The organism is Polyangiaceae bacterium (assembly GCA_020633205.1).
Lineage (GTDB): Bacteria > Myxococcota_A > Polyangia > Polyangiales > Polyangiaceae > JAHBVY01.
Genome location: JACKEB010000010.1, coordinates 154,943 through 179,564 on the forward strand (window position 1 = coordinate 154,943; position 24,622 = coordinate 179,564).

Annotated in this window: 21 protein-coding genes and 1 tRNA gene; 7 read left to right on the forward strand and 15 right to left on the reverse strand. The window is 64.6% G+C overall.

What is annotated here, in order from left to right; translation table 11 throughout:
• The 5 genes from H6718_00800 to H6718_00820 form a co-directional block, all read right to left on the reverse strand.
• Positions 1–1,119, reverse strand: coding sequence for an AAA family ATPase (locus H6718_00800; GenBank protein ID MCB9583902.1), 1,119 nt, complete (start codon positions 1,117–1,119; stop codon positions 1–3).
• Between the two features lie 95 nt (positions 1,120–1,214).
• Complete coding sequence (locus H6718_00805) at positions 1,215–1,877, reverse strand: hypothetical protein (protein MCB9583903.1); 663 nt, start codon at positions 1,875–1,877, stop codon at positions 1,215–1,217.
• 105 nt (positions 1,878–1,982) lie between these two features.
• The gene (locus H6718_00810; protein ID MCB9583904.1) at positions 1,983–2,729 is read right to left on the reverse strand and encodes a hypothetical protein; all 747 of its coding nucleotides are present in this window, start codon (positions 2,727–2,729) and stop codon (positions 1,983–1,985) included.
• A 1-nt stretch (position 2,730) separates the two neighbouring features.
• Entirely contained in the window at positions 2,731–3,429 is a 699-nt protein-coding gene (locus tag H6718_00815) for a hypothetical protein (GenBank protein ID MCB9583905.1), read from the reverse strand.
• A 143-nt stretch (positions 3,430–3,572) separates the two neighbouring features.
• Positions 3,573–5,426, reverse strand: a complete 1,854-nt coding sequence (locus H6718_00820) for a hypothetical protein (GenBank protein ID MCB9583906.1) — start codon at positions 5,424–5,426, stop codon at positions 3,573–3,575.
• A 553-nt stretch (positions 5,427–5,979) separates the two neighbouring features.
• Here H6718_00820 and H6718_00825 point away from each other — a divergent pair.
• From H6718_00825 to H6718_00835, 3 genes are all read left to right on the forward strand, one after another.
• Positions 5,980–6,053 (forward strand) — tRNA-Pro (locus tag H6718_00825).
• 199 nt (positions 6,054–6,252) lie between these two features.
• Positions 6,253–7,485, forward strand: coding sequence for a hypothetical protein (locus tag H6718_00830; GenBank protein ID MCB9583907.1), 1,233 nt, complete (start codon positions 6,253–6,255; stop codon positions 7,483–7,485).
• A gap of 48 nt (positions 7,486–7,533) precedes the next feature.
• A complete protein-coding gene (locus H6718_00835; GenBank protein MCB9583908.1) occupies positions 7,534–8,682 on the forward strand; it encodes a hypothetical protein in 1,149 nt (382 codons plus the stop codon).
• A gap of 69 nt (positions 8,683–8,751) precedes the next feature.
• Here H6718_00835 and H6718_00840 read toward each other — a convergent pair whose 3' ends face one another.
• Positions 8,752–9,165 carry an HIT family protein gene (locus tag H6718_00840; protein MCB9583909.1) on the reverse strand — a complete coding sequence of 138 codons (414 nt, stop codon included), beginning with the start codon at positions 9,163–9,165 and terminating at the stop codon, positions 8,752–8,754.
• A gap of 51 nt (positions 9,166–9,216) precedes the next feature.
• Entirely contained in the window at positions 9,217–10,041 is an 825-nt protein-coding gene (locus tag H6718_00845) for a TrmB family transcriptional regulator (GenBank protein MCB9583910.1), read from the reverse strand.
• 136 nt (positions 10,042–10,177) lie between these two features.
• Between H6718_00845 and H6718_00850 the strand changes: the two genes are divergently transcribed.
• Positions 10,178–11,323, forward strand: coding sequence for an acyl-CoA dehydrogenase family protein (locus tag H6718_00850; protein ID MCB9583911.1), 1,146 nt, complete (start codon positions 10,178–10,180; stop codon positions 11,321–11,323).
• 96 nt (positions 11,324–11,419) lie between these two features.
• Here H6718_00850 and H6718_00855 read toward each other — a convergent pair whose 3' ends face one another.
• From H6718_00855 to rpoD, 7 genes are all read right to left on the reverse strand, one after another.
• Positions 11,420–12,655, reverse strand: coding sequence for a 6-phosphofructo-2-kinase/fructose-2,6-bisphosphatase (locus H6718_00855; protein MCB9583912.1), 1,236 nt, complete (start codon positions 12,653–12,655; stop codon positions 11,420–11,422).
• Positions 12,656–12,872: 217 nt separating this feature from the next.
• Complete coding sequence (locus tag H6718_00860; GenBank protein ID MCB9583913.1) at positions 12,873–13,517, reverse strand: TetR/AcrR family transcriptional regulator; 645 nt, start codon at positions 13,515–13,517, stop codon at positions 12,873–12,875.
• A 128-nt stretch (positions 13,518–13,645) separates the two neighbouring features.
• Complete coding sequence (locus tag H6718_00865) at positions 13,646–14,524, reverse strand: hypothetical protein (protein MCB9583914.1); 879 nt, start codon at positions 14,522–14,524, stop codon at positions 13,646–13,648.
• Positions 14,525–14,622: 98 nt separating this feature from the next.
• Positions 14,623–15,375 carry a hypothetical protein gene (locus tag H6718_00870; protein MCB9583915.1) on the reverse strand — a complete coding sequence of 251 codons (753 nt, stop codon included), beginning with the start codon at positions 15,373–15,375 and terminating at the stop codon, positions 14,623–14,625.
• Positions 15,372–15,935: a sigma-70 family RNA polymerase sigma factor gene (locus H6718_00875; protein ID MCB9583916.1), complete on the reverse strand. Its 564-nt coding sequence runs from the start codon at positions 15,933–15,935 to the stop codon at positions 15,372–15,374. Before H6718_00875 ends, H6718_00870 begins: the two co-directional genes overlap by 4 nt.
• Positions 15,936–15,965: 30 nt before the next feature.
• A complete protein-coding gene (locus tag H6718_00880) occupies positions 15,966–16,868 on the reverse strand; it encodes a hypothetical protein (GenBank protein MCB9583917.1) in 903 nt (300 codons plus the stop codon).
• 402 nt (positions 16,869–17,270) lie between these two features.
• Positions 17,271–19,364, reverse strand: a complete 2,094-nt coding sequence (gene rpoD / locus H6718_00885; GenBank protein MCB9583918.1) for an RNA polymerase sigma factor RpoD — start codon at positions 19,362–19,364, stop codon at positions 17,271–17,273.
• Between the two features lie 552 nt (positions 19,365–19,916).
• On the opposite strand from rpoD, the gene H6718_00890 reads away from it, so the two are divergent.
• Together H6718_00890 and H6718_00895 are read left to right on the forward strand one after the other, a co-directional pair.
• Entirely contained in the window at positions 19,917–20,513 is a 597-nt protein-coding gene (locus H6718_00890) for a hypothetical protein (protein MCB9583919.1), read from the forward strand.
• Between the two features lie 50 nt (positions 20,514–20,563).
• Positions 20,564–21,985: a sensor histidine kinase gene (locus H6718_00895; GenBank protein ID MCB9583920.1), complete on the forward strand. Its 1,422-nt coding sequence runs from the start codon at positions 20,564–20,566 to the stop codon at positions 21,983–21,985.
• On the opposite strand, the gene H6718_00900 is transcribed toward H6718_00895, so the two are convergent.
• Positions 21,925–22,569 carry a response regulator transcription factor gene (locus tag H6718_00900; protein MCB9583921.1) on the reverse strand — a complete coding sequence of 215 codons (645 nt, stop codon included), beginning with the start codon at positions 22,567–22,569 and terminating at the stop codon, positions 21,925–21,927. The genes H6718_00895 and H6718_00900 overlap by 61 nt on opposite strands.
• A 246-nt stretch (positions 22,570–22,815) precedes the next feature.
• Between H6718_00900 and H6718_00905 the strand changes: the two genes are divergently transcribed.
• The gene (locus H6718_00905; protein ID MCB9583922.1) at positions 22,816–24,510 is read left to right on the forward strand and encodes a hypothetical protein; all 1,695 of its coding nucleotides are present in this window, start codon (positions 22,816–22,818) and stop codon (positions 24,508–24,510) included.
• Positions 24,511–24,622: the final 112 nt, after the last annotated feature.

The following is a 24,622-nucleotide window of genomic DNA, read 5'->3' on the forward strand; positions in this document are numbered from 1 at the left end:
TCACCCAGCCAATAGCTGAATCAGGCTCGTAAGATGATGAACGTCTTCATCTTCCTCACCCAGCTTCTCGGTCAATGCCTGCAGGCGTAGCTTCGCATCGTCGAGCTTGTCCTGGTCGATCAAGGCGGCAACTTCACGCAGCTCTTTCTGAATGGCATCGGGACGAGGAGAGACACCGAATAGCTCCTCCAGAATCGCATTGGGATCGCGATCCTGAGTCTTCACGGCGTCGACCAGCTTGAAGTCCTGCAACGCGCGAATCGACTCGGAAGGCACGCTCGCGACCACGATGGGCGAGTGGGTCGTGGTGATGAACTGGATGTTGGGGAACGTCTTGGTGAGGCGAGGCAAGACTTCGCGCTGCCAGCCCGGGTGCAGGTGGAGATCGATTTCGTCGATCAGTACGACGCCGGGAGCTTCGAGGGGCGGGTCATGACCTGTCAGAGCGGCACGGCGGGCGATGTCTGCAGCGAGCGCGATGAGCATGCGCTCACCCTCGGAGAACTGACCGAAACCGAGTTGCTCTTCGCCTTTATCCACAGAGAAAACGGCGGGCTCAATGTGTGGGGCGCGGGATCGCTGAACCCTTGGATTGTGATACCCCGGTAGAACCGCTTCAACGGAAGTACGCACGGCGGCTAGCTGCGGGTCGGAGTAGTTCGCGTCCTTGAGGCGCTCCTGATTCTCGAAATCCTCTAGTGACTTAAACCAGCGAAAGAACTCGCCAAAACTAACCGGATCCAGGAAGCCATCGTCTTGGAACGGGTTCTTGGGGAGCGGTATGGCGTTCGTTTCGTCGGTAGCTCGCCGGTTAACGGAGTAGTGAACGTAGACGCTATCAGAGGATTTCGGGATCTTGCCCAAGTCCCCGAAGAGCTGTCGATTGGCAACCTCGAACGGCCTCCCCCCGGACAGCCCTTCGCAATCGAACTTCGACGTTCCTGCTCGCCGCTCGGAAGGTGACGGCTGAGTCCCGACGAAACAGTGCACAATGGCGTCCAGGACCGTCGTCTTTCCCGAGCCATTGATGCCGACCAGCACGATCACCGGCTGATCCAAATCCAGCTCCAGCTGCTCGAAGCCGCGGAAATTCTCGATGATCAGTCGCGTGAGGCGCATCGCGTTTCAGTATACCTCACCCCCAAACCCGGACGCGAAGAAGCCTCCAAGGCGCCATTCCGGCCCCTCGGAGGCTTCGGTTGCGTTCGCCGGCCTCAGTTGTTCCCGAGCAGCCACTGCACGCTGCAACGCCCGGCGTCGCACACGGCTTCCGCGTAGTCTGGCGGTGGCGGCGCGCACTCGGGGCAACCGGCACCCGGGTCGCACACCAGCTGCTCGATGGAGTAGTCGCTGACGGCAACCAAGTGCTCGGGGTCTGTCGAGCCACCGCACTCGCAGCACTCGTTCGTGCGCAGGCGGCAGTCGCTGTTCTCTGTGCACTCGGTAGCCGACGTCTGCTGCAGGTCCACCAATGCGCATTTCCCTGCGGTACAGGTCGCGATCAGGTTTGGATCGGTCGCCATGTAGCAGTCCGGGCAACCCGTTCCGTCACAGGTCCAGGTTCGCTGGATGGCCACGTCGTTCTTGTGGAGCGCCTGAGCGTCGCCGCGGGTTGCGGCGCCACACTGGCCACAGCAGCTGATTGGCACCACCACACAGTCGCTCGGGCCAGCGCACGGCGTTGGAGCGTCGCCCCCTTGCCCAGAGCCAGAGCTGCCCGCGTTCCCGGAGCTACCGCCGCTGCCACCACTGGCACCGGTCCCGCCGCTACCGGCGTTGCCGCCGTCGCCCGCCGCGCCACCATTGCTGCCGCCATTGGAGGTGGACCCACCGCACGCGACACACATCACCAAACCGACTAGCCAAAATCCTCGCACGCTTCGTTCTCCTATCGCACTACGCTCAGGTAGCAGCTCACACGTTCACCGCAATCAAGTATCAGGAACAGCCGCTCCGGCGGATTTTAGTTCCGCGGGGCACACTCACTTGAGGGAGTACCAGACGAAACAACGACCCTCTTCACACAAAGCCGCTGTGCGTTCAGGAAACGTTGGAAGGCACTCGTCGCAGGCGTACCCCGGATCGCAGACGATGTCCTCGATGCTCCCCTGCTGACCGACCGCCATCAGGTGCCCCGGATCCGTCGGGCCGCCGCACTCGCAGCACGCGTTGGTGCGCAGCCGGCAGTCAGCGGCCGTCGCGCACTCGGTGAGCGGCTCGAGGGATAGGTCGACGACGGCGCACCGCTTGTCCTCGCAGGTTGCGACGAGAGCTGGACGCGGGAAGCTTGCGCACTTGGGACACGGCTGAGGCTCTGGACACACGGCCTGCGTCACCTGGTCCACGCGGTTCCTGTTCACCGCCAGTCGATCCGCGGCAGTGGGCTCGCCGCATGTGTCACAGCAACCGCTGGGCACTAGCACGCAGTCCGATGGCACATCGCAAGCAACATCCGCTGAAGTGAGGCTCGCGCCCCCGCTCCCCGCCGCGCCTGCGTTGCCGGCGCCTCCACTCGCTGCTCCGCCATTCGCCGCGCCGCCCGTGGTGCTGCTGCTGCCGCCTTGGCTCGTCCCACCCTCGCCAGCAGCAGCTCCGTTACCCGCGTTCCCAGCGCCTGCGCCACCTGAGCCACCGGTACTCGAGCCACCGCAGCCCGCGCCGAAGCCAGCGCCGAGCGCGACGCTCAACGCAGCCAGGATTATCCGCGAGGTAACTTTGGGATTGGCCATATCAGTCCGCTGGATAGTACCACTGTGCGCTGCACCGTCCCTTGATGCACTCGGCTTGGACAAAGCCGCTGGTGCCGTAGTCTGGAATGCAGTCGTCGCAGCCGGTATTCGGATCGCAGACCAGGGACTCGAAGTTGCCGTCCTTGCGGATCGCGATCAGGTGTCCCTCGTCCGTTGGGCCACCGCACTCGCAGCAGGTATCCGTGCGAATGCGACAGTCTTCGCCCGTCATGCACTCGGTGATCGGGTCCTCTTGCAGGTCGACCAAGGTGCACTGGCCCGCTTCACACGTCGCGAGCAGCGTCGGATCGGGCGGCGCGGCACAGGCGGGGCAGCCGGAGCCTTCACCGCACGCCGCCTGGCTCACGGCTTGGGCCTGATCTTTGCGAACAGCTTGCGCGTCGCCGCGGCTCGGCACGCCACAACTGCCGCAACAGCTGATCGGCATGACGACGCAGTCAGAGGGCACCTGGCAGTCGTTGGGCACGCCTGCGGTGCCGCCGCTTCCAGAAGTCCCAGCGTTACCCGCGCCGCCAGCATTACCAGCACTGCCGCCGTTACCAGCGCTACCGGCGCTGCCTCCGCTACCGCCGCTCCCTGCACCACCCCCGCTGTTCGCGGAGCCGCCACAGCCAGCACTCAGCGCAACGCCGAGCAGCGCCACACTCACCCCCAAACCCAAGACACGCAACGAAGCCATGTCCAACGCTTAAGCACTAGCTGTGCCAGGTGGGCCGGGCTGGCGCACACGGGATTTGCGGGGGTAATTCGCTGGAGTATCCACCGGCGCTGAGTGCCGAAGCTGGCCCAATCTGGGCCAACTCCGGTCGACCCAGTCGCACCTCACCAGCTGACGCTGGAGGCGGCGTCGCTCTGCGGGAGCTTGATCCAGAGGTAAGTTCCGTCGGTCGCGAAGCCCGAGGCGCTGGCGAGCAGCGCGCTCAGATCGCTCGCTTGATTCAGTGCGGAACCGCCGAGGCTAACACTGGTGGGCAGCGTCTCGAGGCGGACCCGCAAGATCGCCGTGCGCAGCGTGCGGCTGAGGTCGACGCCGTTCGCTGTCAGCTGCACGGTCGTGGTGGCGTCGTCCGTATCATGAGCCTTGAAGGTCGTCGCGCTGCTGCCTGGGTAGAGCAACCAGGTATCCGACCCAGCGAATGCTGCGCTGCCGATCCCGGTGGCGTCGTTGTCGATATCCATAGGGATAATCGCGCCCTCACGCACGAACAGTGGAATGCGTGCCGGATCCGTCGAGTCGTAGGCGGTGAGGGTTTGACCGCCGTCTAGCGGTGCGGCGCTCGGGTTCCACCAGTCGTAGTAGCGTGCCCCCGCGGGGAGGACGACGTCACGTGTGCCCGTCGCATCCAAGATGGGGGCGACGAAGAACGCCTCACCCAAGTGGTAGCGGTAGTCACCCGCCCAGTTCGCGAGCTCACCTTCGGGGCGGATAATTTGTTCTGCCCCGGCGTACGCCTCCTCTGCCAGGCTGTAGTAGAAGGGCACCAGCTCGTGATGCAGCGTCGCCCAGTAGCGGTAGATCGCCGTCGTCTCGTCGGGCTTGTCCTCGACCGCCCAGGGCTCGAGGTTCGCGCGGCCGTGGAGCTGCATGAACGGCGTCATCGCGCTCACAGCGGTCCAGCGCACGAAGTTCAGCTGATCGAAGGGCACCAGCTCGAAGGTCTTGTCGTCGCGGTCCAGGTAGCCGCCGAGGTCCGACCCGACCACCACATAACCCGCGTCCGCGGAGCGGAAGATGTGGTCGAGGGCGTCTTCTAGCCCCACCCAGTCACGCCGGTTGTCGCCGACCCACGCGACGGGCGCGTGCTCTTTCCGCGCGAAAAAACGCCCAGAGAAACCGTAGCTCTCGTCCCACGGGCGCACCATGGTGATGAAGTCTTTGCGCCCCGTGGCGTACTGCCCGTACGACCAATAGTCGCGGTAATACTCCTCGGAATACTCTTGGCGGCTCTTCTCGCCGGCCGCCGTCGTCATCGGATCGTCGAGGATGTAGTTCTCACCGAAGTCGAGCTTCCAGCCGTCGATGCCCATGTCGAGGAGTGGCTTTTGCCAGGTGTGGAACCACGCGGTGGCCTTGGGGTTGAAGAAGTCGACGCCGGAACCGATGCCCTTCCACCAGTTGTAGGTGTAGGAGTCCTCAACGAAGAACTTGCACTGGTCACCCTCGTCCCAGTTCTCGCTCTTGCCCTCGTAGGTGTCCCCGGTCGGCTCGTAGTCGAAGGAGGAGTAGTTCACCATCTGGGTGACCCACATCACGACCTTCACGTCTTGGGCGTGCATGTCGGAGATGAACTGGGGAAACTCCGGATAGCGGCTCGGGTTCGGGATGAAGTTGTTGTAGTTCGTCTCCCAGGGGCTATCGATCACCAGCACGCCCACCGGAATGTCGCGCTGCTTGAAGCCAGCGACGAAGTCTCGACTATCTTGCCCCGTGGAAATGTCTTTCGAGATCCACGGCTCGAACGCCCAGCGCGGCGTGTAGATCTTGGGTGTCGGGATCTCGACCACCTCCGGCTCGCACGGGTTGGCTCCGCCACTCCCGGCAGCACCCGCTGTGCCTCCAGCGCCACCCGCAGCACCAGACCCACCAGAGCCCGCCGTCTCAGAGTCCTCCCCGCAACCAGTGCTCACCAAAGCAGCCAGCCCGAAGCAACACACACCCAAAGCTAGTCCACGCATCTCCCCAAGCCTGCCACGGGGAGCGCGTGAGCCAGCGCAGATTCAGGCGCCTGGCCGAGATGCCTCACGGTTCGAGTCCTCAGAACGAGAAAACGAAAATTCGACGGAGCCGGGGAATGACTGCCCCGGACCTTGCGTTGCCCCCCACGCTACGGGAGTCACGAAGCGCAGGGAGCAGCGACTTCGTGGCAGGGACAAGAGCAGGGGAGAGCTTGCGTCCCAGTCACACTCGGGGTCGGCTTGCGTGAGGGAAACCAAGCGCAGGCCGGCCTCAAGTGTGAGTTTTTCCGGTGCCCACCCCGCTGCACTCGAGTGCGGGTTTGGGGGTGAGGCGCACCAGGTGCCTCCTCAGACTCGCCCAAGCCAGCGCAGCTCCGGGCTCAGCGCCGAGAGCGCGAACGGGAAACGTCTCGCTGCGGGCGAGCTCGCGGAACCTGGCTGGTTTTCATCTCGCGAAAGAGCGGCAGCAATTCGACTCGGAGCGCTTGACAGATGTGCGGTCTGCAATCATTCTGCGCCGCCCGCTGGCAGGAAATCCTTGCCAAAAAGCCCTCGGGGCGTAGCGCAGTTTGGTAGCGCGCATGGTTCGGGTCCATGAGGTCGGCAGTTCGAATCTGCCCGCCCCGACAACACAAACACCCGATTGGCCCGGTCGACCTCAGGTTGGCCGGGCTGAAGTGTTTCTGGCCCTCCGAAACGCCTGTGAAGCAGAGCGCCCGACCGATCGGTTCCACTCAGGTCGTAGCGGGAACACCATTCCAGATCACCCGAGTATGGCGCCGCTGGTCGCTTGCGGGCTGGGGGGCAGAATGGGACAAGCCCGAGCATGCGAAGCTTGCTTGGATTGGCACTGGGACTCTGCCTTGGCGCGACGACGTGGGGCTGCTCTGACGACTCCACGAGCGGTGGAGCCGGCGGCAGCGGAGGCACCGCTGGGAGCGCTGGCCAAGGCGGCAGCGCGGCAGGTGGAAGCGCTGGGAGCACCGCGGGCACGGCGGGCTCCACCAGCGGAGGCAGCGCGGGCACGGCAGGCAGCGCGGGCACCGGCGGCAACCCGAACACCTTCGAGATCCAGGCCTTCGATCACGAGCGCATCACCTCCGACGGTTCTCAGCCGAACTTCCAGCACATCGAAACAGACGTCGACTTCAAGCAAGGCCCGTTCGAGAAGGTGACGCTGATCGTCGATCTCGAGAGCACCTGCTACCCCTTCGATACCTGGCTCGGGCCGAATCCAACCAACCCACCGCCAGCGGGCCACAACTGGCCAGCGGACTGCGACGCCTTCGACCGCAACTTCGAGTTCACGCTGGACGAGCCGACCCAGGATGGTGAGCCACCTGCCATCGAGCTCGTGCGAGCGATCACCCCCTTCGGCGGACCAGAGCACTTCGAGATCGACATCACTGACGTCGCGAACGGCATAGCTCCTGGCACACACCGTCTGCGCAGCCACATCTCCACGTGGTCCGATGGCGCCGGACAGGTCAGTGGCTCGAACGGCGGCTGGTTCGTTTCCGCGAAGATTCAAGTGAGCCCTGGGCCGGCGCCGCGCAACGTGCTCGCCGTGATCCCGCTCTACAACGGAAGTCACGGCGCGATGAGCCCCGACGCGATCGACTTCGACGTGCCGGCGGGGACCACCTCCACGCGCGTCGAGTATCGCGCCACGGGGCATGGTGGCGTGTTCCCATCCCCGGGCTGCACCCAACCTGGCGAGGAGTTCTGCAGGCGCGATCATCGCTTCTTCGCGGATGGCACCCAGTTCGACCGTCAGACACCCTGGCGCGACGACTGCAAAGATCTGTGCACTCGCAAGACGTTCACCACTGCTGGTGGCGGAAGCTTTGAGTACTGCGAGGAAAATCCGTGCGGCGCCATCGCTAGCGTCGAGGCGCAGCGCGCAAACTGGTGCCCTGGCAGCGTGACCCCGCCGATCAACTTCGAGCGAGCGGAGTACAACACCGCGGGTCAGCACAACTTCGCGTGGACGATTACTCCCGTTGCCGATGGCGGAAGTTGGCGCGTTTCTGCCGTCTTGTTCGCGTTCGGCGATTGATCCGCGTTTCCCGCAACGACTAGCGCCGCTACGCGATACCCTGGCGCCATGCGTGTGGGGTTCTTGGGGTGCGCTGCGTGCCTAGTGTACCTGGCAGGTTGCGGTAGCGATGACCGCCCAGCCCGCCTGGGTGGGGGGAACGGCGGAAGTTCGAGCTTTGGCGGAAACGGGGCGAAAGGCGGGAGCGCTGGAACAAGCACCGCTGGCGCCGCCGGTAGCGCAACTGGAGGCGCGGCGGGCAGCTCGGGCGCTGCAGGCAGCGCTGTCGGAGGCAGCAGCGCCGGGGGCGCCGGAGCGAGCGGCGGCGCTGGTAACGCCGGTGGTACAGGCGGAACGATCCCGAGCGGGCCCCTCGACGGCAACGTCGTTTACCGCGTGAGCCAGCTCCGCGGCGCTCCGCCTGGTTCAACCGTGATTTGCCCAACGCGCAGCGAGGGTCCGATAACGGCCGCGCCCGGCGTCGAATCCGCGACCCGCGCCTGGGTCCACCCAGGCAACGGCAACCTCTACTACCTGAGGGGTGGTAGTATCCGCGTGGTAACACCCAACCCGCTCACCGACGACGGCAATGGGAACTACATCTATCCCGACCTCTTGCAAGCCCTGGACGACGACCTCGAACTGCCGTTCAGCTGCCCGCGCGGAACCCTCGTCGACTTCGTGCTCGATCAAGGCGGTAATGCTTACCTCGCCTGCACGGATTCCACTGAGACCAACTGGTACACCGAGGGCGGGTCGCCTTATACAGCTTGTGTGCACGACGCCGCGAGTCGACCCGTGGCCTTCGGGACGGACGGTAGCGTGCACTGCAACTCCCGTCTCATCTCGGGCGCCGGAGCGCTCGGCATCAGCGACTACTGGAGCGAGGAACAGGCGCTGGCCATCCGCGCGAATCCAGCGGACGGTGGTTTCCGCACGGGTAATCAAGCGCCTGGCAACACAACCGTGGTGGAACTCTACCAGCTCAACTTGAGCGGTACGGCGCTACTCAACGCGATCGACTTGGGCGTCGCCTACCCTCAGCTCGGAAGCTGTGCGTTGACCCGCAATGGCAACTTGGAGTGCATAGCGATCCCAGTCTCGGCTCCGGCGCGCCTCCTGACGTTTGGCCCAACCGGCGACGAGAGCCCACTCTCGGATGACGCAGACCAGCCCCCGTGCACGATCACGGATGCATTCTTGGTAACCGGTCCCTGAGCACAACGGTCCTGCGCCTCCGCCGAGCGCGCGTTTCTCGGAGTGCGCGATTCTCGGAGCGCCCTGCGCTCAGAGCTGCGCGCGGATCCGCTCAGCGACGTCCTGCGCGGCCTCGGGTTCGAGTTTCTGCGCGGGCCAGCCGATACCGAGCCCCTCATCCGGGTTGGGCTTCGGAATGATGTGGAAGTGCACGTGGAAGACCGCCTGATGCGCCGGAGCGCCGTTGTTCTGCAGGATGTTGTAGTCCTCGCAGCCGACGGCCTTCATCACCGCGCGACAGAGGCGCGGTAGCACCCGACCGATGGCGGCGGCGGACTCGTCGGTCAGCTCATCGACCCGTGCGACGGCCTGCTTGGGGATGACCAGGGTGTGCCCAGCGCTCAGGGGGTTGATGTCGAGGAACGCCAGCACCAGGTCGTCTTCATACAGCTTGTGGCAAGGGATCTCGCCGCGAATGATCTTGGAGAATATGGTCTCGCCCATCGGTCTACCTCTCGTATCCTCGTGGATTCCAAATGCGATTCGAAACACGCTTCATGACTCGAGGATGTGCGCCAACTCCTCGACCGGCGCGAGCATCTTCGTGAGGTGCGTCACCACCTCGGACACGTCGAGCCCCTTGCGCTGACCGAGTAGCGTGATGTCGAGCACCAGGTTCGAGACAGCCATCTCCACCAGCGCTGGCTCATCCGTCACCACAGCGCGATTGTTGTCCATATCCTCGGCACCGCCGACCAGCGCGCGTTGCTGATCAGCAACGAGGATGACCTTGTGCTGCCAGTACGACTCGAGCTCTGCCTCGGCGATCTCGTAGCTCAGCACCTGACCATAGCTCGGGTCGAGTGCGTTGAAGGAGAACAGCACCACCTTCACGTCGCGCGCCTGGGCTTCCACGAGTTGGGGAGCGAGGCGCTCGGCTTCCCTACCCCACATCGACGCGTACACGCTCGACTTGGCGTTGACGATCAGCCCTTCTGCTTGCTCGAGCATCGCGCTGTAGCCATGCACCGTCCACGTGACCGCTTGCTTGCGTTGGCCAGCGAGGTGCTCGAGGCCGCCCTTCAGCTCGTCCAAGCTGCGGCGAAAGCGCGTGCTCAACAGGTGATGCAGGCGCTCCGGCGCGAGGGGCACGTAGCGCACCGGCTTGTCCTGGATCGGATTCACCAGGCCGAGCGCCTCGAGCCGCTTGAGGACGCCGTAGATCGCGGAGCGGGGTACCCCCGAGCGCGTCGCCAACTCGTAGCCTGTGGCTGGGCTGTTCTTTACGAGCGCCAGGTACGCCTTTGCGTCGGTCGCGGTGAAGCCCAGCGCCTTCATGTTCTCGACGAGTTGGTCTTCTGCTTCGGGTGTGCGTGCCACTCTGGTCCTCGTTGCGCGCCGCTCGGGTCAGTGCGAGGCGGCGAAGGCGCCGGACACAATACAGAATGTTGGCGGCTGCCGTCACCTGGCAGGCAACGACTTGACCGACAACCCCCGGCTCCCTTCAGATGTCGGCATGAGCCTGAGTGATGAAGCCATCGAGCAGCTGCTCGGCACCGTGTCTCGCTTCGTGGCGGAGCGCCTGGTGCCCCTCGAAGAGCAGGTGGCCGAGACCGATCATGTCCCCGAGGCGATCGTGGACGAGATGCGGCAACTTGGCCTGTTTGGGCTGTCGATCCCCGAGAGCTACGGGGGGCTCGGCCTGAACATGGAAGAGGAGGTCCGCGTCGCCTTCGAGCTCGGCCAGACCTCCCCTGCTTTTCGTTCGGTGCTCGGTACGAACAACGGCATCGGCTCCCAGGGCATCGTGATGGCGGGGTCCGAAGCGCAGAAGGGCCACTACTTGCCGAAGCTCGCATCGGGCGAGCTGATTGGTTCCTTCGCGCTGACCGAGCCCGAAGCGGGCAGTGACGCGGGGTCGCTCCGAACCCGGGCGGTGCTTGACGGCGACGTCTATGTGCTCAACGGGACCAAGCGCTTCATCACCAACGCGCCGGAGGCGGGCGTGTTCACTGTATTCGCTCGCACCAGCGACGCGCCGGGGGCTGCTGGGGTAAGTGCCTTCTTGGTGGACGCTGGTCTACCCGGAATCGTGATCGGGAAGAACGACATAAAAATGGGCCAGCGCGGCGCCCACACCGCCGACGTCAGCTTCGAGGACTGCCGCATCCCCAAGACCGCAATGCTCGGGGCGCCCGAAACAGGCTTCCGCACGGCAATGAAGGTACTGGACCGCGGACGCCTGCATATCTCCGCCGTGTGCGTCGGGGTGGCGGAACGCCTGATTCGAGACAGCCTGAAGTATGCCCTCGAGCGCAAGCAATTCGGCAAGCCAATCGCTGACTTTCAGTTGATTCAAGCGATGCTCGCCGACAGCCAAACGGAGGCCTATGCCGCGCGCTGCATGGTGCTTGAGACGGCACGCAAGCGCGATCGCGGTGAGGTGGTCAGCACCGAAGCAGCCTGCTCGAAGTACTTCGCGTCAGAGATGGTGGGCCGCGTCGCTGACCGCGCGGTGCAAATCCACGGCGGAGCAGGCTACATCGCGGACTACGGGGTGGAGCGCTTTTATCGAGACGTGCGCTTGTTCCGCATCTACGAGGGGACGAGCCAGATCCAACAGCTAGTGATCGCGAAGAACCTGATCCGGGCGGCACGTTGACGCTCAGAACACCCGCGCAGCGCCTGCAGGCGCGGTGCCGCCTCCCCCCCAAGAAATGCTCCCGCACAACGTTGCGAGCGGCTCGATGCCCAGATTTCAGCCGAGCTCGGGACCAAGCTTGATGCGACGCTCCTCGTAGCCGTAAGCAGTAGGCGTCATCTCGATCAGCGTGTGCAACGGGATCTGGATGTGGGGGCACTCTTCTTGTGGGCGCCCGATCAAGTAGCCGTAGAGGCCACGGATGATGCCTTGATGGCTGACCACCAGCACCGGCTGCTTCTGCCGCTCGAGCTCCACGATCACCGGCTCCAGACGCTGAATCACGTCTGAGTACGATTCTCCGCGCGGATACCGGTAGCGTAGCTTGTCTTCTGCGCGCGCCCGGAATTCCTCGGGCCGTTCACGGCGGATCTCGTCGTAGGTCATGCCATCACACTCGCCGGCGTCGATTTCGTCCAGTACCCGCCACTGGGTCACCTCACGCCCGATGGGCTCCGCGGTGTGCCAGGTGCGGCGCAGGGTGCTGGTCCAGAGCACGAACTCTTGCTGCGTGGGGACACGCTCCTGAATGTAGGCGGCGAGGTTCTTCGCATAGCCCTTCCCCAGGGCCGTGAGCTCCGGGTCGCCGCCGATGCGATTCTCTACGTTGTACTCGCTCTCGCCATGCCGAGTGAGCCAGATCGTGCGCCTATCCGTGTGGATATTCATCAAGAAGAACACCAGGCGCGCACACAAGTAGCCTTCCACACCGTTGACGACCACCTGGCGCCCAACGTCGATCAGCTTCACATAGGCGAGTTCAGGGTCGTCGAGGGGCTCGTAGCTGCGCTCGTAGTGGGCAATGCGCGCCCGAAAGTCCTCGGCCGCCTCCTCGGGTGTCATATCGACGTAGTCTGGCGACCCTAGCTTTACCTCGCGGATATTCGCCTCAACCACAGCGGAGTCGCAGATCGACTCGACGAAGACCACCTGGACGCCGGCCTTGTCACACTCCTCCAGCACCAAGCGGCGGCGACCGCGCGTGGTGTTGGTCGCGTCGTAAATGCCAACCTGGCCGCCGCCCTTGAGCCACTTGAGCATGTCGCGCAGCGCAGCCATCGCAAGTTGACGCCGCGCCTCGACTCCCTCGGCGTTCGTGGGGTCAAAGAACGCGTGAGCCTGCGCCGCGCCGAGGCGAGCGCGCCGATAGTTACCCACGTTGAAGACCCGCGTCTGGTACCCAAGCCAGCTGAGGTAACGAGAGATCTTGCGCGAGATGTACGTCTTGCCGCGAGCCGGGAGGCCCACCATCACGAGCGCGATGGGCGGCGTATGAGGATCCTGGGGGGGCATGCGCTGGGGAGGATACGAGCCCACGCAAAAGCGCCAACCCCTTGGGAGAGTTGGCGCTCTTGATTTCGCGCTCGACTGCGCGACCTAACGCGATTTTCGCTTTCCCGCGTCGCGCCCTGGACGGAGGCGCGATGGCGCGGTGACTCAATGACGCATCACGGGAGCCTGATCGGCGCTCGCGGGCGGCGCCTAGGGCTCAGGGCTCCCGGCCGACAGTTCAAGCGGACTGCGCGTGACCAACCGCCGGTCGCACGCCGGACTCATTGGCCGAGTCGCGCACCAGGTAGCGCACCAGGAGCTCAACCAATTCGCGGCGCAGCGCCCCGCCTTCCAGGAGCTCTGGGCGGCCCGCGACTGCCGAGTCCGCCGCGGCCTCGATGCTGGAGATCACCAGAAACGCGGCAAGCTCCAGGTTCTGGGGCTGCAAACGGTGACGATGCGCGGTGAAGCTCCGCGTGAGCAGAGCCTGCACCTCACGCAAGTGGTTGGGAGCCGCGCTGCTACGCCCGCTAGCCGACAACGCGGACGCCAGCTCGCGGTCGAGGCGACGGCTGTCCAGGATCACGTCGACCATCGTGCGGATGCTCTCCTCTAGGACGAGCTCACGGCCACAGACACGCGCCTCATAGTCCTGAAGCATCGCCTCAGAGCGGCGCTCGATCAGCTCCTCAATCAGCTCGTGCTTGGAGCTGAAGTACTGGTAGAGAGAGCCAACACTGACTCCGGCCACCCTCGCTACCCGGTTCGTGGACAGCTTCTCGAAGCCGTCTTTGACCAGTACCCGCGCGGTCGCCACCAAGATGGCTTCGACGGTGTCGCGTGAACGGCTCTGCTGGGGGCTGCGTCGTGATCGTTTGTCCATGAGTCTGTTCCTGTGTTTGTTGAAAGCTGAAAGGCTCGGGTCAGGCTAAGAGGTCGGGGCGTCGAACAGGTGTTTGCTTTGCAGAGCTTGGGTGCCGTTGCCGCCCGGTAACTGCTGGTTCGAAGGTCTCAGCGGCGCCACTTGTCGCCGTACAGAAACAATCGAGCAGCATCGAGGTCGTAGTAGAACTCTTGGTCCGGTCTGGCGCCCGACTTGACCGCGGGGGCTTGATTGCCTCCCGCCTGCACGCAGCCAGTGCGCCCGATCGTTTCCTCGGTATACGCAGCGAGGAAACGCTGATTTCCCAAATCCGAGTAGTTGCCCAAAGCCTCGTAGGTTTCGGTGCACCCTTCGCGATACGGATCCGGGTAACCCAGCGGAAATTCGGTCACCCGTGACTCGAAATAGTCGCCGTTTGGTGACCAGCGGTGAATGTAATGGTTCACCTTTCCGTCGCGCTCGGCTTCGGTCCCGCGCCAGGTACCGTACAGTTCCGGGGGGCACCCTTCGTCGCGCAAGAAGCCAGTTCCGCGCATCAGGTAGCCATCGCTGGTCATGTACAATCCGCGATCCCAGTCGTCCGTTTGGTAGGTGTCGACTTGGTCGGCGGTGAGTTCATGATCCGCGACGTTGTTCTCCGGATCGTCGCACGTTTCCGTGCGAGAGTTTCCGCCACCCAGCTCGATCGCGACGCGGTCCTGGTCGATGGTGTACCAGCCCCACATCGTGTCCAGGCGGACGCAACCGGCGAGTGCCTCGGGGGTGCGGACCTCCCAGTAGAAAGAGACTCCGTCGTCCTTCAAGAACACGGTCGCCGGGCCGTTCTTGTGGCTCCAACCGTGCCACTCCCCTTTGACGTCGTAGATCGACAGCTCGCACGCGATCTGTGTCGTGCCGCCAGCCCCAGCGCTGCCCGCAGTGCCCGCGGCGCCGCCGCTGGAGCTGCCCGCCGCACCGCCTGAAGCGACGCCCCCCGTGCCGCCGCCTCCGGTTCCCGCACCAGACACGGGTCCCTTGGAAACGCCGCCCAAGGAAGCTTCCTGCGTTGAACAGGCAACCAGGCAAGCGGCGCTCAGAGCGAGCAGCAGACTGGCAGAACCAAATTTCAAGGCTTGTCCCCCAACTTGCCTTGAACCCGATCCTTGTGCGCCGAGTCCGGGTAGTCCTTCCCAAACTGATCGGCGCGCTGATCGGCATCCTTCTTGTTGCCGAGCTTGCCGAGGGCCTGGATCGCAATCACCTCGCGCTCCTGGGCCAGCGTTCCCTGCGGAAACTTAGCTCGGTGCTGCTCGGTCAGCGCCAGCGCTTTCTTGGGATCCGTCGCGAGGGCGGCACGCGCCGCGGACAGCAGACGGGACTCCTCGAGCAGCTGCGCCTTCGCACTAGGCGCCTCTACGGCGCTACGCGCCTCTAGCGAACTAGGTGCGTCTACCTTCGGCGCAGCGGGCGCTGCAGGCGTCACGACGCGGGGCTTAGGCGCCTCCTCGACTGCTGCACTCGCAGCGGGCGCCTCCACCGGGGCGACGCTGGCCACCGGCTCCGCCGGCGGCGCGACGACGGCTGGGCTACTCACACGCTCCGCGGGAGCTGGCCCACGCTGCAGGCCGAGGTACGCGCCACCGCCAATCAAACCCACGATCACCGCTCCGCCAAGCCACTTGAAGAACGACCCGCCACCGGTCTTCAGCGCGACCGGCGCCAGGCTGGCACCAGCCGTGGCGCGGGACACGGCGCTCGCGATCGCCAGCACCTGCGCCTGGGAGAGCACGTCCTTGTGCGAGTCCTCCATCAGGTTCTTCAGGCCTGCGGGCACGTCTTCAGCCTCCGCCAGGCGAGGCGGGTCTTGTAGGGCGCTCATAGCTCTTCCTCCGCGGCCATGCGCTGGTAGGCCTCGATAACCTTTTTCCGCGCGGTCTGATGCCGGTAGTAGGCGGTTTGCAGCGGGCACTCGAGCAGCTCGGCGACGTCCTTCATCGCCAAGCGCTCAATCTCGTACAGCACGAACACCTCACGCTGCTCCTCATCCAAGTCCTGAAGCACGAGCAGCATTCGGCGCCTCGCCTCCGCACGCTCGAGAGCGCTCTGTTGGCCGCCACTTACCGGTTCCTCTGGCGCCTCGGCCAGGCCCGCTTCACGGCGACGCTCCACACGGCGGCGATGGGAGGACGCGACCTTGAGGCAAATCCCGTAGAGCCAGGTGCGCAGCGTGCTGCGCCCCTCGAAATCGACGAGACGCCGGTGGACCACCAAGAACACCTCTTGGGCCACATCGTCCAGGTCCGCCTCCGACACCCCCAGGTAACGCAGGCTGCGACCGACGTACGGTCCGTGGGCGCGGATCACCTCGTGAACGCTCACTTGCGTGGTCGCTCTAGCTTCGAGGCTCACGGCTGCCAAGAGGCTGGGTCCAGCTGTCACGTAAAGTAGGTGCCCTCGGCACCCGACCTTTTATGGAGCGATCGGAAAAAAAACTCCCAGACTCATACCCGCCGCCAAATCAGGCGTTTCGTGCACCAAAATCGGGGCCTGGCTGGCGCTTTCGTAGACGAACCGGGCGCGAGTGAACGCGACTCCAGCGTGACCTTCGATCCGGACGCCCAGCCAAGAACTGAGCCTCGGCGCCCACGCAAACCCGAGCCTTCCCCAGCTCGCGCTCAAATCACTCGAGCCACCAAAATCCAATCCCACGGGTTCACCGGTCAGCTCTAGGCGCTCGACGCCGGGGCACAACGCAAACTCGGCGCGCCCGATGCAGACCTCACCCACGAACGACCAGCCACGGAAACGCCCTCCGCGGCCGTCATCGACGCTCTCTTGAGGAAACCAATACGCGAGCCCGGGTCGCGCTTCGATGAAGCCCGCACTACTGGCAACGCCCAACCCCAGCTCTACGCTGCCAGCACCGGCGGCCTTGGGCAGGTAGCCGAAACCAAGGCGCCCACCGGCCCCGAGCTCGAACCTGAGTCGTGAAGGATCCGCTGCCGGCGCGCGTTCTTTCGGGGGTGAGGGTGGACGCCGTTCGGGCGGTGGACGCGACGGCGGCGGCGCAGCCGACGAATCTTGCTTCCCTGCGGCACCAGGTTCCTGCTCGAGAGCCGCCTGATTCAGCTCGGCGTCCACCATCAGAGTGAGCACCAACGTAAGCGGTTCCCGAAGCTCGCTGCAGTCGGCGCCGTCGCTGAGGAGCTCCCGACGTCCTCGCCGCGCGCCGCCCGGAGTCTCTACCTCCAGCACCGCGCGGTAGCGCGATGGCTTGCCCCCCCGAAAAGACTCTGGGGAGAGCGCCACGTAGACCACGCGGTCCGCCTTGAGTCGCTCCCCAAACACCTTGCGCTCAAGCGCGCGTTCCACTGGCGCACGTACCGCAGACTCAGCGGGGCACTCGCTCGGAGCTTGCCAGCTCAAGTGCACAACCAACGGACGCGTCGTCGTTTCCGCGTGGGCTGGCCGCGCCCAGACAAACCAGAGCGTACCGAGTGTGACGCAAAGCGCACGAACGAGGTTCGGAGGAATGCGCACCGTGCGCGCTGGCAGTAGCCCCCGAGTCCCCAACACTTGCGGCTTTGCTAGCACACTCAGCGCGATCAGGGGGTGTCGCGTCTGCCGGGAGACGCTCAAATGTGCTGCGACGAAGCCAAACAACCCGGCGCCGCGCGAAAACGCGGGCGACTGCACGCAACACGCCCGCAAAGCGGGCTGCTGATACGAAAGCGCCCCCGATGAAGGGGGCGCTTTTCAGTGCGGGAAACGGACTCAGTTCTCGATGAAGCTCTTCAGCTGCTTGCTGCGGCTCGGGTGCTTCAGCTTGTGGAGCGCCTTGGCCTCGATCTGGCGGATGCGCTCACGGGTCACCTGGAAGTCCTGACCCACTTCTTCCAGCGTGTGGTCGCTCTTCTCGCCGATGCCGAAGCGCATGCGAAGCACCTTCTCCTCGCGGGGCGTCAGGGTCTTGAGCACCGCGCGGGTCTGCTCCGCCAAGCTGGTGTTGATCGCGGCTTCAGCCGGGCTCACCGCGTTCTTGTCCTCGATGAAGTCACCGAGAGAGCTATCGCCCTCTTCGCCGATCGGAGTCTCCAAGCTGATCGGCTCCTTGGCGATCTTCAGGACCTTGCGCACCTGCTCGAGCGGCAGCTCCATCTTGGCTGCGATCTCTTCGGGCGTCGGTTCGCGGCCGAGCTCTTGGACCAAGTAGCGAGAGGTGCGGATGAGCTTGTTCGTGGTCTCGATCATGTGGACCGGGATACGAATCGTGCGCGCCTGGTCGGCGATGGCGCGGGTGATCGCCTGACGGATCCACCACGTGCCGTACGTGCTGAACTTGTAGCCGCGCTTGTACTCGAACTTGTCGACGGCCTTCATCAGGCCGATGTTCCCTTCCTGGATGAGGTCGAGGAACTGAAGACCACGGTTCGTGTATTTCTTGGCGATCGACACCACCAAGCGCAGGTTGGCCTCGACGAGCTTGGCCTTTGCGCGCTCCGCGATGCGCTCTCCGCGGCGGATCGAGTCGTACGCGCCCATGAGCGCGCTGACGTTGACGTTCATGTCCTCGCCACCGTCTTCGGTCCCGGCGCGCAGCGACTGCTCGATCTCATCGAGCTTCTCCGGCGGAACGTTGAGCTTGCGCGCGAGGTCACGAGCTACGTCCACGTCTTCACGCGCGTCGCGGAGGGCCTTCTTGAGCTGGGGACGGCTAACGCCCTCGCGCTCTTCGAAGCTCACAGCCTTGGCCTCGGCGTTCTTGATGCGCTGAATCAGCGTCTTGAGCTTACCGACGATGCCATCGATGGTCTTCTTGTTGAGGCGCATGTCCTGCAGCGCGCGAATCAGTTCCTTCCGCGCGGAATCGACGTCCTTATCGATCTGCTTCTTGCGAGCCTCTGCTGCCTGGGGACGCTCTGCGTTCAGGTCGTCGATTTTCTTGCCGAGGCGCTTGGCGCGGTCGATGAGGCGCAGGATCCGGCGATCCGCTTCTTCCTCGTCGAACTCCTGGTCCTCCCCTTCGGCGTCCTTGACGATGTCCTTGACGCGGATCTTGTGCGTCTTGAGCTTCTCGCCGATGCGGCTAATTTCCCGCGTGGCAATCGGGCTCTTGAGGATCGCCTCGAGCACCTGCCGTTCGCCCTCTTCGATCTGCTTGGCGAGTTCGACCTCGCCCTCACGGGTGAGCAGCGCCACGCTGCCCATCTTGCGCAGGTACATGCGCACGGGGTCGTTGGAGCGGCCGAACGCGGGATCATCGCTGCTCGAGGCCTTCGCAGGCTCCTTCTCCGTGCGGCGCTTGCGGCGCTCTTCGGGCTGCGGGGGCAAGTCGCTGGGGCTGCTCTCACCGCCCTCGGAGTCGAGGCTCATGGGCTCTTCGTCTCCACCGTCGGCGTCGTCAGGTAGCGAGTCACTGACCTCGTCGTAGGTCATGAAGCCAGCCGACTTGCCGCCCTTAGGAGGTGCGTCGAAGTCGTCGTCATCGTCGCCCCCGGGCTCAGCGGCTTCGACCTTTGCCTTGCCGTTTGCCTTGGATTTGTTTCCGCGCGGAGGTGCCGGTTCGGAATCGGCAAAGTCGTCATCCGCGGACACATCATCCCCAGCTGCATCCAGTGCAGCGCCCTCAGCCTCACCGAAGCCATCGTCGTCATCGGCCCCAGCGGCCTTTGCAGGCTTCTTTTCGGCTTTTTCAGCCTTGGGTTTCGCGGCCTTGGCCTTCTTCGGCGCGTCGTCGTCAGCGGTGTCTTCTGCGTCGGCCTTGACGCGACTCGCTGCCTTCTTCTTTGCGCCGGTGGTTGAGGTAGCCTTCGACTTCGTCGCTTTGCTCGGGGCCTTGCTCTTGGTCGAAGTACTCTTGGTTGCCACGTGCGAACCTCTCGTTGGTTTGATGCGTGCTGCCGATCCAGTCCTCCGCGAGCCAGCGAGGACGAGCCCACTATTCCTCAGAGCTAGCGCGGATCGACGATCCAGGCGGAACTCGAAGAGTGGGGGAAGCGGATCATTCGGAGTGTGGGGTCGGGACGAATCTAGACGATGCTCACGTCGCTTCGGAGGTGAATCCGCGGGTGAATCTCATCCTGAGAGTACCCGAAGCGCGACGCCCCGTTTGGTGAACGGGCAGCGGAGTGTGCACTACCCTCTCCCAGACGCCACAGGAATCAACCAGGATTCCGACCGGTCGGCCCACAGCAGCCGCCAGATCCCCGCATCTTCTAGGGTTTCTTCTACGAGCTTCCGCTTCGAGCGCAACTTTTTGACCAATTTGGCAGCTTTTTTTGTTTCGGCGCTGCCTCAACTCCGCCCATGGAACCTCCGGTTTGGCGGCCCGGACCCAAACATTTCTTGAGCCTCGGCCAGCTTGTAGGCCGCGCGGCGAACCTCCTACGCTGGCTGTTTCATTGTCGCCAAGGAGGCCCCATGAGCCGGTCGATCCACGGTCCGAGTAAGACGCGCGTCCAACCCTGGACGCGCTACGCCTGTGCGCTGCTGATGAGCCTCGGAGTTGGCAGCAGCGCCTCTGGTTGCAGCAGCTTGGCCGAAGAACTGGGCCTCGACACCATCGCCTGGGGTCGAGATCCGACGACCGGAGGCTGCCCAAGCTCGCTACCCGGCGGAGCTGCTGCCGGCGAAGAGTGTGGGAACGCGAAAGACTGCGCTGGAGTGTGTTGCTCATGCGATGGCGGAACCGACCTGCCCTACGTCGGCGCCGCGTGCATCGACGGCAAATGCGCAGACATGGCAGCCGCCTGCGCAGCGATCCAGGACAACGAAGATCAGGTGTGTGACGACCAACTCGTCATCAACCAGGACTCGGGCCAGTGCCCTGATGATCTGGAGAACGGTGGGAACCCAGGCGACGAGTGCAAGTCTGCCAGCGACTGTCAGGGAATTTGCTGCACCTGCGACGACGGCACCACCAGCTACGAGGTGGTTCAGTGTTTCGGGGTGGAGTGCGCGGCAGAGGAGGCGGCCTGTGCGACAGCGCTGAGCAAAGACCCTTCCCTGTGCCCCTGATGTCCGGTCCTCGGCATATTTTCCACACAGCAACACGCTCCAAGGCTCCAATGACGCTGATCGAACAGCTGCGTTCCCGATGCAGCGCGCTCCCGCGGGTGGACGAGTCAGGAGGAACTCGAGGTGAACGCGCCTTCCTGCGCTACCGCATCGCTTGGGTCACGCAGCTGTCGGTGGTCGGGGCGGGACTACTACTGGTAGCGACCGTACTCTGGTGGCCGCTCGACAGCTTCGTGCTACCCGATCCGGGGCACGTCCAAGGCTTCTTCTGGCTTCGGGTGCGTGCCATCGGGATCGAGCTCGGAGTGCTGCTCGGTTTGGTCTTTTCACGCAGCCTGCGAAGGCACGCGCTGCTCGTGGGTCCTTTGGGCCTGACGCTGCTACTCGGAACCTTCGGCTACTCACTAGGGCAAATCCCAGCGCGGGATCACAACGCGTTCTCCGACGCATTGCTCGGCATTGTTCCGTTCGCGCTGACGCCCGTCGCTTTCAAGCCGCGCCTGGCGTGGACACTCAGCGCCGCGGGAGCGCTGATTGGCGGGTACTTTCTACTGAATCCAGCGCGCTGGTCGGTGCCTGGTGCTGCCATGCAGACGAGCTTCGCGTGCTTCGCGGCGGTGCTCACGGCGGTGATCGGTGAGGTTGGCTATCGAGTCACTCGGCGTTCCTTCTTTCAACGCCGCGAGCTGGACGCAGCGAACGCCCGGCTAGCTGCCATGAGTAACTCGTTGGCCGAGACGGTCGAAGCGCGCACCAAGCGGCTGCGAGATCTGGCGATTCATCTGGCGACCGTGCAAGAGAACGAGCGCCGGCGGATCGCGCGGGATCTCCACGACGACGTCGGGCAGAGCCTGACCGCGATGCGCTACACCATGGCTCGCCTCGTGGACCGCCTGCCAGAGCCCGACGGCGCGACCCAGGACTTGGTCGAGGACATGGGCACGTTGCTCGACGGCACCTTCACGACGGTGCGCACGTTTCTGTCACAGCTGCACCCGCGGGTGCTCGATGATCACGGCCTGGTTGCTGCCGCGGAGTGGCACGTCCGGCGCACTCGAGACGCGAGCGGAATCGGCCTCGAGCTGACCGCGGACGCCACAGCGAAGAGCCTGGCGGAGCGCTTGGACCCAGGCCCCGCGCTCGCACTGTTTCGGGTGCTCCAGGAAGCGACGACGAACGCGCTTCGCCACGGCAAGCCATCGCGCATCCACATCGAGCTGCGGGCTGAAGGCCGCATGCTCGAGGTCCGAGTGAGGGACGACGGTCGGGGTTTCGACACCGCGTCCACGCCCTCCGGGCTCGGTTTGTTAGGTCTGAGAGAGCGGCTCGCCGCGTTGGGCGGGCAGCTCACGCTCGAGTCCGAGGCGGGGCGTGGAACCACGGTCATTGCCAGCGCGCCGCTCGAGGTCCCTCAATCCTCGCGGACAGGCTCGCCAGCGTCAGGCGGCGAAACCAATATCCCCACGGAATAGGCATACTTCACCATATCCGCCGCCGTCTGCAGGCCAAGCTTGTCTCGAACCTTGGCGAGGTGGTTCGACACCGTGCAAGACTGAACGTCCAGCTCGGCGGCGATCTCCGCGACGGAACGTCCCGACACCACCAACGTGAGGACTTGGTGTTCGCGGCGAGACAACTTCTGACGCGCTTCTCGTCTATTACCCGGCGGCGTTGGCGTGCGTGAGGCGCGGCGGCCGTCGGCCGCGTCACGGATAGCCTGCACGAGCACGCTCGGCGGCTTCTCCTTGGAGACGTAGAAGGCAGCGCCATCAGCCAAGGCGCGATCCGCAAACTGATCCTCGGGGTGGCTCGAGAGGATCACGACCGCCAGGCTTGGGCGCGAGACACGCAAGCGGCGCAGTACTTCGGATCCGCTCATGCGGGGCAACGAAAGGTCCAAAACCAGGACGTCGGCCTCCGCGAGCGTCGGTGCATTCAACAGCCGCAGGCCATCATCCGCCTCCCCCACGATCTCGATTCCCTGCGTGCTTCGCAGCACCTCGACCACGCCGTGGCGCACCAGAGGGTGGTCGTCGGCCACAAACACGCGAATCACGGGCGAAATCTGTCACACCGCGCGCCACAGCGTCAAAGTCGACCGCAGCCGACAGGTTGGCGTGGGAAAACCCTGGGCGCTTCAGCGGCGCCTCCAGTTGCCAAAGCAGCGCTTCGGTCCGCCCGGGGTGTAGCCCACGTGCTAGAACCCCCGCCCCCCGTCGGTTCGGTCCAACTTCCAGCCGTGGCCGAACTGCGTGGGGAAGCGCCGAGCGAACGGCGCGCCCGTTGAGAGATCCATACGAACATGCAGCGAGCTGAAACCAAGAAGCTCTGCGACATGATGGCGAGCGAAGTCGACCGCGCGCTCAGCCATCTCCGCCGCCACACCGAGCCCAAACCCTACTACATCTCCTACCTGGTCCGTGACGAGCGCATCTGGCGCATCCAGGCCCGCTACGGCGCCCTGCACACTCAGGGGTCGTACCGCCGTCGCGACTGCCTCGCCGATGTGCGCGTCGGAGGCTACCGCTACGATCAGGTGCAAGAAGGCGGGCTCAACGACAACTCGACAGAGGAGGAGTCGTATAGTTATGTCGACCTGCCTTTTGGCGGCGATCTCGACGGCGTGCGGCACGCGCTGTGGCGCCTCACCGACGCGCGTTACCGCGAGGCAATGGAAGCTTTCCTGCGCAAGAAGGCTGACGAGCTGACCTACCTCAACACCAGTCGCCATCTGCCCGCCTTCGAGAAGCGGGAGCCGCGCGTCGATCTGCAGTGGCGAGCGCTGCCGGAGGTCGACTCGGAATACTGGACGCGCTTCGTGAAGAAGGCCTCTGAGACCCAGCGCGCCTACGCCGACGTGAAGACGAGCCACGTCGAGTTTCAGTGCCGCCAGTCGGTGCGCACCTTCGTGTCGAGCGAAGGAGCGCGGGTCGTGCAGTGTCAAGGCTACTACTCCCTCGACGCCTACCTATGGCTGCTCAGCGACAGTGGCGACGCCTTCCCCTGGACGGTGACTCGCTACGTCACGGACCCGAGCGAGCTACCGGACCTGAAGTCCTTCTGCGACGAGATCAAGCAGACGGTGAAGCTGCTTCGAGAGCTGGCGAAAGCGCCTGTGGTTCGCAGCTTTTCGGGCCCTGTCTTGCTCGAGCCGGGTCCCGCGGGGCTGCTCATCCACGAGGCGCTGGGGCACCGCTTGGAAGGCAATCGCCTGCTCTCCCCAGGGGAAGGTCAAACGTTCCGCGATACCGTGGGGCAACGGGTATTGCCCGAGTTCCTCTCGATGTACGACGACGCGAGCCTGGACCGCTTCGAGCAGCAGTCCCTGGTGGGGCACTACCGCTTCGACGACGAAGGGGTGCCAGCGCAACGCGCCACGCTCATCGACCATGGGGTACTGAAGGGCTTTCTTACCTCCAGGGCGGGTATCGACAAGCGCCACAAGAGCAACGGCCACGGGCGTAGCCGCTTCAACCAACGCGCGATCAGCCGCATGGCGGTCACCGTCGTCGAGAGCCACCAGGGCTTGTCCAAGGAGGATCTGCGCGCGCGTCTGGTCGAAGAGATCAAGCGCCAGGGCGTGCCCTACGGGATCCGCATCGTGCGCGCCGACGGCGGGGAGACCGCCACCGAAGGCTACAACTTCCAGGCGTTTCTCGGGGACATCAACCTGGCAACCCGGGTGTTCCCAGACGGTCGCGAAGAGCTCATCCGGGGCGTCAACTTCGTCGGCACTCCGCTCAACGCCGTGCGCTCGATCGTAGCCGCCGGTAATGACTACTACGTAGACAACGCCCAGTGCGGCGCAGAGTCTGGGTACCTTCCGGTCAGCACCATCAGCCCCTCGCTGCTCGTCGGGCACCTGGAGCTACAGAGCAAGTCCGAGCACCCGTACACCCAGTACACCTACCCAATTCCGTGGGCGGACCATAAAAAATCCCCAGGGAAATCCAAGCCAGGCAAGCGCGCGGCACGCGGCGGCAAGCGAGCTAGCTGAGGAGGCCTGGCCCGACGGGCCACACTTGGAGCTTCGGTGGAGCCCTGAAGCGCGCTTGACCCTGCCCGTTCCGGGCGCGCCAATCCCCAAAACGGCCGGCTGGTCAGGCGAC

Coding starts and splice junctions, on each gene's coding strand:
- H6718_00800 (MCB9583902.1), bottom strand. CDS start 1,119: ATGCGCCTCACGCGACTGATCATCGAGAATTTCCGCGGCTTCGAGCAG.
- H6718_00810 (MCB9583904.1), bottom strand. CDS start 2,729: ATGGCCAATCCCAAAGTTACCTCGCGGATAATCCTGGCTGCGTTGAGC.
- H6718_00815 (MCB9583905.1), bottom strand. CDS start 3,429: ATGGCTTCGTTGCGTGTCTTGGGTTTGGGGGTGAGTGTGGCGCTGCTC.
- H6718_00820 (MCB9583906.1), bottom strand. CDS start 5,426: ATGCGTGGACTAGCTTTGGGTGTGTGTTGCTTCGGGCTGGCTGCTTTG.
- H6718_00830 (MCB9583907.1), top strand. CDS start 6,253: ATGCGAAGCTTGCTTGGATTGGCACTGGGACTCTGCCTTGGCGCGACG.
- H6718_00835 (MCB9583908.1), top strand. CDS start 7,534: ATGCGTGTGGGGTTCTTGGGGTGCGCTGCGTGCCTAGTGTACCTGGCA.
- H6718_00840 (MCB9583909.1), bottom strand. CDS start 9,165: ATGGGCGAGACCATATTCTCCAAGATCATTCGCGGCGAGATCCCTTGC.
- H6718_00850 (MCB9583911.1), top strand. CDS start 10,178: ATGAGCCTGAGTGATGAAGCCATCGAGCAGCTGCTCGGCACCGTGTCT.
- H6718_00855 (MCB9583912.1), bottom strand. CDS start 12,655: ATGCCCCCCCAGGATCCTCATACGCCGCCCATCGCGCTCGTGATGGTG.
- H6718_00860 (MCB9583913.1), bottom strand. CDS start 13,517: ATGGACAAACGATCACGACGCAGCCCCCAGCAGAGCCGTTCACGCGAC.
- H6718_00870 (MCB9583915.1), bottom strand. CDS start 15,375: ATGAGCGCCCTACAAGACCCGCCTCGCCTGGCGGAGGCTGAAGACGTG.
- H6718_00890 (MCB9583919.1), top strand. CDS start 19,917: ATGAGCCGGTCGATCCACGGTCCGAGTAAGACGCGCGTCCAACCCTGG.
- H6718_00895 (MCB9583920.1), top strand. CDS start 20,564: ATGACGCTGATCGAACAGCTGCGTTCCCGATGCAGCGCGCTCCCGCGG.
- H6718_00905 (MCB9583922.1), top strand. CDS start 22,816: ATGCAGCGAGCTGAAACCAAGAAGCTCTGCGACATGATGGCGAGCGAA.